This is a genomic window from Levilactobacillus fuyuanensis (genome assembly GCF_003946395.1).
In the GTDB taxonomy this organism is placed as follows: Bacteria; Bacillota; Bacilli; order Lactobacillales; family Lactobacillaceae; genus Levilactobacillus; species Levilactobacillus fuyuanensis.
Genome location: NZ_RHNZ01000017.1, coordinates 53,022 through 64,138, shown reverse-complemented (window position 1 = coordinate 64,138; position 11,117 = coordinate 53,022). Strand labels below are relative to the sequence as shown.

Annotated in this window: 12 protein-coding genes; 7 read left to right on the top strand and 5 right to left on the bottom strand. The window is 48.9% G+C overall.

Going from position 1 to position 11,117, the window contains the following annotated elements:
• Positions 1-97: 97 nt before the first annotated feature.
• Entirely contained in the window at positions 98-640 is a 543-nt protein-coding gene (locus tag EKM73_RS09775; RefSeq protein ID WP_125701715.1) for a TetR/AcrR family transcriptional regulator, read from the bottom strand.
• Between the two features lie 193 nt (positions 641-833).
• Here EKM73_RS09775 and EKM73_RS09770 point away from each other — a divergent pair, with 193 nt between their 5' ends.
• Positions 834-1,835 (top strand): NADP-dependent oxidoreductase, encoded by a 1,002-nt coding sequence (locus EKM73_RS09770; protein ID WP_125701714.1) that lies wholly within the window; start codon positions 834-836, stop codon positions 1,833-1,835.
• Between the two features lie 88 nt (positions 1,836-1,923).
• Here the strand turns inward: EKM73_RS09770 and EKM73_RS09765 are convergent, their stop codons facing one another.
• Positions 1,924-2,583, bottom strand: a complete 660-nt coding sequence (locus EKM73_RS09765) for an HXXEE domain-containing protein (RefSeq protein ID WP_125701713.1) — start codon at positions 2,581-2,583, stop codon at positions 1,924-1,926.
• A gap of 152 nt (positions 2,584-2,735) precedes the next feature.
• Between EKM73_RS09765 and EKM73_RS09760 the strand changes: the two genes are divergently transcribed.
• The gene (locus tag EKM73_RS09760; protein ID WP_125701712.1) at positions 2,736-3,302 is read left to right on the top strand and encodes a TetR/AcrR family transcriptional regulator; all 567 of its coding nucleotides are present in this window, start codon (positions 2,736-2,738) and stop codon (positions 3,300-3,302) included.
• 56 nt (positions 3,303-3,358) lie between these two features.
• On the opposite strand, the gene adhP is transcribed toward EKM73_RS09760, so the two are convergent.
• Positions 3,359-4,375, bottom strand: coding sequence for an alcohol dehydrogenase AdhP (gene adhP, locus EKM73_RS09755; RefSeq protein WP_125701711.1), 1,017 nt, complete (start codon positions 4,373-4,375; stop codon positions 3,359-3,361).
• A 417-nt stretch (positions 4,376-4,792) separates the two neighbouring features.
• Between adhP and EKM73_RS09750 the strand changes: the two genes are divergently transcribed.
• The 3 genes from EKM73_RS09750 (at position 4,793) to EKM73_RS09740 (ending at position 7,694) form a co-directional block, all read left to right on the top strand.
• Positions 4,793-5,479 carry a response regulator transcription factor gene (locus EKM73_RS09750; protein WP_020090053.1) on the top strand — a complete coding sequence of 229 codons (687 nt, stop codon included), beginning with the start codon at positions 4,793-4,795 and terminating at the stop codon, positions 5,477-5,479.
• The gene (locus tag EKM73_RS09745) at positions 5,476-7,143 is read left to right on the top strand and encodes a HAMP domain-containing sensor histidine kinase (protein WP_191988631.1); all 1,668 of its coding nucleotides are present in this window, start codon (positions 5,476-5,478) and stop codon (positions 7,141-7,143) included. Before EKM73_RS09750 ends, EKM73_RS09745 begins: the two co-directional genes overlap by 4 nt.
• 146 nt (positions 7,144-7,289) lie before the next feature.
• Positions 7,290-7,694: a YxeA family protein gene (locus EKM73_RS09740; protein WP_125701710.1), complete on the top strand. Its 405-nt coding sequence runs from the start codon at positions 7,290-7,292 to the stop codon at positions 7,692-7,694.
• 428 nt (positions 7,695-8,122) lie between these two features.
• Here EKM73_RS09740 and yidC read toward each other — a convergent pair whose 3' ends face one another.
• Both yidC and EKM73_RS09730 read right to left on the bottom strand, forming a co-directional pair.
• A complete protein-coding gene (gene yidC / locus EKM73_RS09735; RefSeq protein WP_125701709.1) occupies positions 8,123-9,064 on the bottom strand; it encodes a membrane protein insertase YidC in 942 nt (313 codons plus the stop codon).
• A gap of 111 nt (positions 9,065-9,175) precedes the next feature.
• Positions 9,176-9,451 (bottom strand): acylphosphatase, encoded by a 276-nt coding sequence (locus EKM73_RS09730; protein WP_125701707.1) that lies wholly within the window; start codon positions 9,449-9,451, stop codon positions 9,176-9,178.
• A gap of 242 nt (positions 9,452-9,693) precedes the next feature.
• On the opposite strand from EKM73_RS09730, the gene EKM73_RS09725 reads away from it, so the two are divergent.
• A complete protein-coding gene (locus tag EKM73_RS09725; protein WP_125701706.1) occupies positions 9,694-10,464 on the top strand; it encodes a TrmH family RNA methyltransferase in 771 nt (256 codons plus the stop codon).
• 128 nt (positions 10,465-10,592) lie between these two features.
• The gene (locus EKM73_RS09720; protein ID WP_125701705.1) at positions 10,593-11,090 is read left to right on the top strand and encodes an HD domain-containing protein; all 498 of its coding nucleotides are present in this window, start codon (positions 10,593-10,595) and stop codon (positions 11,088-11,090) included.
• Positions 11,091-11,117 lie beyond the last annotated feature (27 nt).

Genomic DNA, 11,117 nt, shown 5'->3' with positions numbered 1-11,117 from the left:
GCGCCTTGAGACGCTGGCCAGTAACCCAGGGCTTATAGCCCTCGAGAAAACCACCCGTTCAACGGGTGGTTTTTATTTTAGCTATTCAATTAGGGAGCTACACGCCAGCCTTGATCAAATTCCAAATACGTTCAAAGCGTTGCGCGTAGTCGGGGTCGTTCCAGGTCTCCTTAAAATTCGGGAGGGTGAAGATGGCGAAGGTGGCTAGGATAGACTCGGCTTGTTCGTTGTTAGAGTCGTGATAACCCATGATGTGGGAGACAATCGTGTATGCCGGAATCAGGACGTCACGCAGTACTTTAGGATTGTTGTCGATGTAGCGGGTATTGAGCGCAAACATCTGGGGATTGGTATTGTACGCGTGCTTTTTAGCCGTCACGAAGGCCCACAGCCAGTCGTGCAGCTGTGACTGCGGCGTAGCGGTCGGATCACATTGAATCTGGTCGATGATTTCCCGTTGGAACCAGGCGGCCGACACCGCCTCCCAGAGGGCCTGTTTGTTTTGGAAATGTTTATAGAGGGCGGCATGCGTCATGCCAAGTGCTGTGGCAATTTGAGCCAGCGTTACCTCAGCATTGCCGGTCTCTTGAATCAGGCGCTCAGCCGTGCTGAGAATCTTTTCACGAGTCGTTAGTGTCATATTATGCTGCCGAATCCCTGGAAAACAGAGAATTCTGGCGACCCGCCTCCTTTAGCATGATTTTTATATAGTATAACACAAAAATCAAATAAGTAACTTTATTTGCATTTTGTAACCTAGTTTGGTAAACTCATGGGGAAGTTTTAAAACAGATGAAAAATAATAAATCACTTTTAGAGGAGGACCAGCCACTATGCAAGCTGCCCAATTAAACAAATACGATAAAAATTTCAAACTCGAGGTCAAGGATATTCCGATGCCCACGCCAACGGCCAACGAGGTCTTGGTACAAGTGAAATTCGCCGCTGTCAATCCCTTGGAGATGCTGATCGGTACCGGTAGCGTCAAGTTGATTCAGGACTACGCGATGCCAACCACGATGGGCAGCGAGCTTTCTGGGGTCGTGATAACAGTCGGCGCCAACGTGACCGATTTTAAAGCGGGGGACGCCGTGTATTCGCGGTTACCTTTGGGTAAGATCGGGGCCTTTGCGGAATTTGCTGCGATTGATCAGGACGCAGTTGCCTTGAAGCCTGAGAACTTGGACTTTGCGCACAGTGCCGCCGTTCCGTTGACTGGACTGACGGCGTACCAAGGCTTACACGAGGAACTCCACGCGCAATCCGGCGAACGTGTCATGATTCCCGGTGGGTCGGGTTCATTCGGTCAAATGGCAATTCCCATCGCCCGTGAAATGGGGCTGAATGTCAGTGTGAGTGGTAACGCTAGAAGCAAGGAAGCTGCGCTGGCCAACGGTGTGGACCAATACTTCGATTACCGTCAGGAGAATTACTGGGAAGAACTCGCACCGGTAGATTACGTGATCGATACGATTGGTCCTAAGGAGCTGGACCATGAGCTTAAAGTACTGAAGTCCGGGGGCAAATTGCTCTCCCTCAGAATGGGACCAAACCGTCACTTCGCCCAGAGTCATCATCTTTCCTGGTTGAAGACGACCCTGTTCTCTCTGGCAGGTGCGCGGCTCGATCGACAGACAAAGGCTGTTGGTGCACAGTACCGGTTCATCTTTGTCCGTAGCGATGGTGCCCAACTCCGCAAGATTACGGAGCTGGTAGAACGTGAAAACATTGTCCCCGCCATTGATCCGACAGAATTCAAGTTAGCAGATATCAACCAGGCGCTGGAATTGGTCGCAACGGGTCATCCCAAGGGAAAAGTACTGATTCAATTCTAAGCGGTGATTCAATTAGTAATAGAAGTCTTTTAATAAAATAACCATGAGCGGTTGATTTCCGTTCATGGTTATTTTTCGCGTAAAGCTGTTATTTTTTCTGATTCCGAATGCGTTCCGCATAGCCGGCCCGTTCGAACTCCGCTTTGGGAAAGACATAGGGGGAGCTGGTGGATTTGAGCGTGCCGTAGCCGATTCGCAACATAAAGATACCAATGAAAGCGACTGTGTAGAGAAGACCGAAGAGTACGCTCAGCCAGTCTAAGAGACCATTGCTGATGGTGTAGATGAACCACCAGATGCCTAGTGGCAAGTGGCCAAAGACAACGGCAAGTTCACCGGGGGAATATAGGGCGTGAATCTTGATGGGGGTGAGAATCACGTGCATGACGAGCTGAGCGATTCCGGAGACGATAGGCATGAAGCCGAGCCAAATCACTTCTGGGAAGAAGACCGGCAGTAGGTAACAGATGTAGGCCGCGGCAACGTTGATGACCATGGCGTTGTTCTGATTGAGTGGGTATCGGTCTGCGGGTCCGTCAGTGCTGGGTTGCATGGCGAGGTTGGTGATGGCTGGTTCGCCACCGGGAAAACGGAATTCTTCAAATTCATGCCAGAGAATGACGAAGAAGTTCAGGGCCGCAATTTTAAGCAAAGTCGACATGCCTCCCCAGTTGAGCCAGATAGCGATGGCTACGCAGATACCAACGACACCGCCAATATCGTACCAATGATCTCTAAAAAATGTCATGAGTCATGACCTCTTTCCTTTTTATTGTACAAAGTGTATAATTTCTTTCGATAAATTCAGTATACAGGTCTTAGGTGAGCTGACAATCACTTTTTAACGTAGTGCGTCACATCTGACGAAACTGTACAGTAAAATTAAAGGAGTGGGCAATCATGGCAGACTTTGAGGATTTACGGATTGTAAAGACGCGACAAAAGCTATTTGCCGCCTTAGCAGAACTACTGACAGAGAAGCGGTTTGACCAGATCAGTGTCTCGGAGATTGCCCAAGCGGCGCACATCAGCCGGGCGACGTTCTACCATCACTTTCCTGATACGACTGCGCTGGTTGCGGCCTATCAACAGGAGGTCATGATGCGAATCGTTCAGGTGGTTCGGCATAACGACTATAATCCGGCTAACTTTCTCTCGCAGCTTATGCCGTTTCTGGATAGTGAGGGCGCGCTTCTGGGCAGCTTGCTATCAGACAATGGGACGCTGGCAATTCAGAATCAATTTAAACAGGGCATGCGCCAGATCTTTCGGACAAAGATGCTTGCCCATCTCAACACGACCGGCATTGACATGACCAATGCAACGGTGGTTAACTACTTGATTACCTTCTGGACCAGTGCCATTTTCGGGGTAGTGCAGGCGTGGTTGACGACCGGTAAACGAGAGTCACCAGCGGAACTAGCGGCGATTCTTAAGCAGATTGTGCCGGACAATCTGACGACATAAAAACCCCACTCTTCACGACAGAGTGGGGTTTTCGGAAGTATTGAAGTTTTTAGAAATTACTTAGTGAAGTCGACAACCATCCGGCCAACAATCTTGTTAGCTTTCATTTCGTCGATGATATCGTTAACTTCGTCAAGACGACGGGTTTGAACGATAGGGTGAACCTTGCCTTCAGCACCGAATTGGAAGGTTTCAGCTAAGTCTTGACGGGTACCAACTAAGGAACCACGAACTGAGATACCATCCAGAACAGTCTTGGCAATGTTCAATTCCATGTCACCTTGAGGTAAAGCAACGGCAACTAACTTGCCATCTGGCTTCAAAGCGTTAACGGATTGAGTGAAGGCATCCTTGGTAACGGCAGTAACTTGGGCGTTATCAACACCACCGACCTTTTCTTGGATTTGTTCAGCAACGTCACCATCATGACGGTTGATTAAAATTTCTGCACCGTCTTTCTTGGCAGCAGCTAACTTGTCAGGGTTACCATCAACGGCGATAACGTGGGCACCGAAGACGTTGTGCGCGTATTGGATAGCCAAGTTACCTAAACCACCGGCACCAACAACTTCAACCCATTGGCCTGGCTTAGTTTCACCAGTCTTAAGAGCTTTGTACATGGTAACACCGGCACAGGTAAGGGAAGTTGCTTCAACTGGGTCCAAGCCTTCTGGAACCTTAACGGCGTAGTTAGCATCAACGATACATTCTTCAGCCATGGCACCGTCAACAGTGAAACCAGAGTTCTTGACGTTCCGGCAAAGTGTTTCGCGGCCAGTCAGGCAGTATTCACAGTGGCCACAGCCCTTGAAGAACCAAGCGATAGAAACCCGGTCACCGATCTTTAAGTTTTCAACGTCATCGGCAACTTGGATAACACGGCCGACACCTTCATGCCCAATGATCCGGCCAGGTTGCTTACCGAAGTCACCAGCAGCGACGTGTAAGTCGGTGTGACAGAGACCACAGTATTCCATCTTAACTAAAGCTTCACCATGGGTGATAGGACGTAAAGTAACATCTTTAATATCAACATAACCGTCGACTGAATCGCGAATAACAGCAGCTTTCATTTCAAAAAACCCCTTTTCTTTTTTTCTACAATGCCTAGTATACTAAAAAATCATGCAATTTCAAGTGAAAATGTGAACAAAAACAAAATAATTGAAATGTGATTGGTTGTGCAAGCCTACTAACGCTCGCTTTCCTAGATTGTTGAGCAAATGTCTGAATGTGAAAGAAAAAGTTTAAAGGGTTTTCACGACCAATCCAGATGGTTGTATGCAACCGGTTGCCAATTTCTGGGTGGCTGAAAATAATGCCATTAATAAGTGGAAAATTAGATAAATGTGAACCGAACGGTGGTTTTCGCATACAATTATGAGAAACTATGATAAAATTAAATGTTGAAATGAATAACGGACGGCCGCTCCCGGTATGGATTTGTTTGGGAGCGGACGCATTTAAATAGCCAGAGGAGTTAAAGCGCAATGAGTCGAATTTTAATTATTGAAGATGAAAAAAATCTCGCCCGCTTTGTCGAGCTTGAATTGAAGCACGAAGGTTATGAGACTAACGTGCAGTTCAACGGTCGTACGGGGCTGGAAGCAGCGCTGTCCCAAGACTTCGACGTTATTTTACTGGATCTTATGTTGCCAGAACTTAACGGGATCGAAGTGGCCCGCCGCGTTCGCGAAGTCAAGAGTACGCCGATCATTATGATGACGGCTCGGGATTCCGTGATTGACCGGGTTTCTGGGTTAGACCATGGTGCCGACGACTATATCGTCAAGCCATTTGCCATTGAAGAACTCCTTGCTCGGGTGCGGGCTTTGTTACGGCGGATTCATTTGGAAGGTGAACAGAAGAACACCAAGCAAACGACCGTCAAATTCAAGGATCTCACCATTGAAAAGGAAAACCGGATCGTGCGGCGGGGGGATGAAGTTATTAACCTCACTAAGCGTGAATATGAATTGCTCCTGGCTCTGATGGAAAACATCAACGTGGTCTTGGCCCGCGATGTTCTCCTGACCAAGGTCTGGGGTTACGAATCCGAAGTCGAAACCAACGTCGTCGATGTTTACGTACGTTACCTTCGGAACAAAATTGATGTGGCCGGCCAGAAGAGTTACATTCAGACGGTGCGGGGCACGGGGTACGTGATGCGTTCGTGAAATCAATAAATATTGAAGAACGGGATGCCGCAGAAGAGGAAGAACCTAAGCAAAAGAAGGGGTTTCGTTTCTCCCTGAAATGGGAATGGACGTTATCGACGGCTTTTGGTGTTCTGATTATTTTTGCGGCTATCGTTTTCTTAATTTTTAGTAGTTTTATGACGGTGCTGATGCGCCAGGAAAAGACGCACGTGGCGGATTCACTGAACGTGGTCGTCGAACGTCTGAGCAATCAGAGTGAGACACTTACCGACAGTCAAGTCGATCAGCTCTTGCGGCCACGCAACGTCCTGGCCGACGAGACCAGCGGCAGTCAACAGGGGGCACCGTATAACAATGCGGTCGTCACCACGCTGGCTCGCGACAGTCAGACGGTCACGGTCTACGATACCGCGGGGAAGGCACTCTTCTCCACGGGGGATACGACCGCAGCCTTTAAGGCCGTTGGTAAGCAACGGATCGCGGTGACCACACTGAATCACCGGAAACATCTGGTGGGACGGATGCCGATCCACAGTAAGGAGAATGACAGCTTGCTGGGCTACGTGCAGGTCACGGATAATCTCAAGGATTACCGGGCGACGCAAGTTAAGCTGTTCCAGGTTGCTATTGTGCTGGGCCTGATTGCCGGCTTGGCTGTGGCCATTCTCAGCTACATCTTGGCATCGTTTCTGTTGCGGCCCGTCGAAGCCATTCGCGAGACGATTCACGCCGTCAGAGACGATCCCCAGACCGATAAGCGAGTGCCGGAGATTCGACACACCGATGAACTGAGTGACTTGGGTAATCTCTTCAACGGGATGCTCGATACCACTCAGGGGTACATGGATCAGCAGCAGCAGTTCGTGGAGGATGTTTCCCATGAATTGCGGACGCCAGTGGCCATCATCCAAGGCCACATGGAGATGCTGGATCGTTGGGGGAAGGATGATCCCGAAGTGCTCGATGAGTCCATTAAGGCCTCCTTACAAGAGACGAAACGGATGAAGAGCCTGGTTCAAGAAATGTTGGACCTGCAACGGGCTGAACAGATCGAGGTCAACTACACCAATGAAGTCACCGACGTGAGTGAAGTGGTGCAACAGGTCTACGATAACTTCAAGATGATCCATCCCGACTTCGTCTTTATCCTAGATGACGACGTGCAGCGGCCGGTTCAGGCGCAGGTCTACCGAAACCATTTGGAACAGATTCTGATTATTCTCCTGGATAATGCTGTGAAGTATACCCAGACGCGCAAGGAAATCCACCTGACCTTCGAGAGTGACTCTAGGAACGTCGAGGTGGCCGTTCAAGACTTTGGTGAGGGAATCTCTCAAGAGAACCGCGACCGGGTCTTTAACCGCTTCTATCGTGTCGACAAGGCCCGTTCGCGGACCAAGGGTGGCAATGGGCTGGGATTGGCCATCGCTAAACGCTTGATCGAGGCGTACCACGGGAAAATCACCATCGAAAGTGCCGTGGGCTACGGCTCCGTCTTCCGCATCTCGTTGCCGATCTTGTCGGATGAGGATGCACGCATTCTCAACGAGAAGAAGGAACGCGTTCAGGCTGAAGCCAACGATACGGGAATTCCTGGTATCAAGTCAGCATTGTTGGAAGATTCACCGCATGATGATGCGGCGGCTAATACTGATGACAGCGATTCTCATGACGCTAAATAAGATTTAAAGTAACGACTCAGGACGATGGTGTCTTGAGTCGTTTTTGCATACAGTCATTTGGGTGTTGACAAGTTCAGGGGTATCAGGTATTCTATGATAACTAGTTAGTTACTATAGTAGCTAACTAATATGGGGAGGATACGAAAATGAAATTTTTAATGAAGTTTGGGATGTTCTGCGTGGGGTTAATCGTTTTAATTGGAGCGGTCGCCGTCATTACGCCTAATTTAACTAAGGACCACGGGACCGAGTTGGCTATGGCCATCGACAACGTGAATCCAGCGGTCAAGGCAGAAGACGTCTACGCGAGTACCTCGGTAAAACCAATCCGCCATTACATTGGCGGTGGGGGCGAGAAGGAATACGTCTATGAATTGGCTACCTACAATAATCATGGTCAGATGCGCAAGCTCACATTTGATTCGCAGTGGGTGCTGAAGCCCAACCGTTACCTTAAAATTAATACTAAGGGGCAAAATGTAGAGACCTGGGAGGCCGTTGACCGGGCTGAAGTACCGAGCGGGGTGCGACAGAATTTGATGATGTCGTAATTTATTGAACGTAAAAGGGTCGCCATTGTAGGAATGTAAATTCTCCCGTGATGGTGCTTCTCTTAATGCTGGTATATGGCATTTTGTATATAGAAAATGTTGATTTTGTTATATACAATTACATTGACTTTTTCATAGCCACAGTTCTGATCCAGTTGCTGAGGTCTCCGTGTGTCCTATTTATTCAGTTGCAACATTAAGAGGCTGTGATAGCGACAGTCCAATCGGAATTGTATTGGGTCGGTAACGGACTTAGGACGGGGAACGGTGGGTTTGTCGTTCGAGACTTCAATCTGATCTGTGCCTGGAAGCAGCCCCTATTGCAGATGGAAATTCCTAACAACCGAAAGCAATGTGCCTTAACAAGTGAAGATAATAAAAATCCCTCTCACCAATATCGGCGAGGGGGATTTAACGTTCAGTTGTGATTAATGGTGCCGTTGTTGCTTCCCGGCATTGCGGTTACGATTTTTCTTGTCTTGCATCTTGGCTGCAGCTGGTTGATTGGCAGCTGACGAAGCGGGTGTTGCCGGCGCTGCTGGCTTGGCAGCGACCGGTTCAACAACTGGCTTTGGCTTAGGACGACTTTCCATCTGTTCCTTGATCTCCCGACGAATCTTAGGCCGGTAGAAGTTGATAATTAACGTTTGGACACAGGCGAACAGTCCACCGACGAAGAAGTACAGGCCTAATCCGGCTGGTGAGCTCATCGTGAAGAATAAAATCATCACGGGTGAGAGCAGCAAGGTAAACCGCATCTGCTTCTTCTGGTCTTCCGGCATCCCCAGCATAGATAAGTAACCCTGTAACAGGTAGGATAGGAAGGAGAGAATAGCCAGAATCCAGCTAGATTTCCCAAGTGGAATCGTGAGGAAGACGGCCCCAGATAATTCTGGTGAGTACCGAATAGCGGCGTATAAGGCAGCAAAGATTGGCATCTGAATCAATAATGGCAAACAACCGATACCACCGGTCATGCTGATCCCGTTTTCTTTATACAGGGCCATCATGGCTTGGCTGGCAGCAGTCTGTTCTTCAGGTGTCTTTGCTTCTTTTTGCCGTTTCTGCATGGCAGCCATTTGCGGACGAACCATCGAAATCTTTTCCTGTTGCACGGTGGCACTCCGCATCTGCTTGATCATGATTGGCAGTAAGACCATCCGCACGATAACGGTTAACCCAATGATTGCCCACCCATAACTGTTGCCAAAGACCTGTGCGAGCCAGTCCATTACGTGTTGTCCAGGGACGGCCAGATAGTCATAGACGAAGCCATACGGTTTCCCATTCTTGGTCTGCACACAGCCACTCAGGACGAGGGCCATAGCCGCCAATGCACCGGTAACCGTGACTTTCTTGGAGATTTTCATTTTAATTTTGAACCCCTTTGTATTTAAAACGTAGAGCGCGGACGCCCCCAAACGACGAAAACGCCGCTAACATCAAACATATTACTTGATTTGTAGGTGATTTTCAAATGATTATCTAGTGATTATCCGGAATTCCGCAAATCGTTGCGTCCGAGCCGCGGTTACCTTAAGGTCGTGAACGATAGCCCAAGGCGTCACACCAGCCTTTATCTGGCGGGCAAAGTCTGCTAACTGTTCTGGGTTACCGCTGGCGACGATAGCGACTTGACCGGTTGGTAAATTTTGCACGGTGCCAGTGATTCCTAACTGCTGGGCCAAGCGGGCCGCGGACCAGCGAAAGCCCACGCCCTGAACCTGACCAGTGACTAAAAAGTGTTGCGTGACCACAAAAGTTCCCCCTTATGCTGGAAAATTTAGATTAATCATACCGCGAAGTGTCGCGTCTGCCTAGCGATATGGTAGAATTAACCATGCGGTTTTGCCTAACGCTAACGGCGAAAGGTATTGAGACCGCGGTCAGGTGGAACCGACTTGTACGAGAATGAACAAACTTTTGACGTAAATCTACCATTAATAAAGAACATTTAGCAAATAAATAAATGAGTCATTAAAAGTGAGGATAAATTAATATGAAAGAAAAAATCACGTCGGGTCAAAATAAACGGGTCAAGCAGTGGCGGGCCTTAACCTCGAAGAAGGGACGGAAGGCAACGCAGTCTTACCTGTTAGAAGGCTGGCATTTGGTACAGGAGGCCCTGAAGGCCCAGCTGCCACTCACAGCCATCATGGGGACCGCTGAGCAGTTAGACGCGCATACAGGGAGTTTCCCAGCTAACGTGAACGTCTTCGAACTGACTGACAGCATTGCGAAAACACTGGGCGATACCAGCACGCCCCAAGGTATCTTCGCAACAGCCCCTATGCCGGATGATACGGCGGTTGATCCCGCAACGGCGACTGGCACGTGGCTGTTCTTAGATCAGGTCCAAGATCCCGGTAACATTGGCACCATGGTGCGGACGGCCGATGCCGCTGGCTTGACTGGCGTTGTACTGGGTCAGGGTAGTGCGAGCCGTTTCTTGCCCAAGGTACTGCGGTCCATGCAGGGGAGCCAATTCCATATTCAGTTAGTCGAAGGTGACCTGCACGAGTGGATCACGGTCTTTACGCAGCGGCACTTGCCGGTCTACGGGACCAATCTGGATCCCCAGGCCAAGGATTATCGCGACATTGATGCCTTGCAAGCCGGGGCAATCGTCATGGGTAACGAAGGCAATGGCATGGCACCTGACCTGCAACAGTTAACGACACGAAACCTTTACATTCCAATTAAGGGTCAGGCAGAATCACTTAATGTGGCTGTCGCAGCGGGCATCGTGATGTTCCGATTGGTTGGCTGAACGTTAAGAAACGGTAAATCACAATCACTTTCAGAACATTTTCATTGCTTTTTATCAAAAAGGAAGTATGATATAGGGTAATTAAGCATGACTGAAAATCATAATTCTAAATGAAAAGGAAGCATTCTATGACCAAACTTACTTGGCGTGATGACTCTGAGTACCTCGATTTAGTTTCTGACTTGTTGGAACAGGAGCCGGTTCAACGCCTGGCGAATTACACCCAGCACCACCATTCAACGCGTTTGGAACACTCAATTTCAGTGTCCTATAACAGTTATTTAGTTGCAAAGAAACTTGGTTTGAATACCCGGGCCACCGCACGAGGTGGGTTGTTACATGATTTATTCTATTATGATTGGCGCACGACGAAGTTCAACTTAGGTTCGCACGCTTTTATCCATCCACGAGTTGCTCTGCGGAACGCTGAAAAGCTGACCGACTTGAACGACATGGAAAAGGATATTATCTTGAAACACATGTGGGGCGCAACTCTGGCAACACCTAAATATCGGGAAAGTGCCATTGTTTCCTTGGTTGATGATTACGAAGCGGTCCATGAATTCTTTGGCCCAACTCGCAAGCACGTCCAAGCCTTTGTTGAAAAGCTTACGCCTAACGCCTAGTTTCGGTTGAGAAATGGGGGGTCAGAA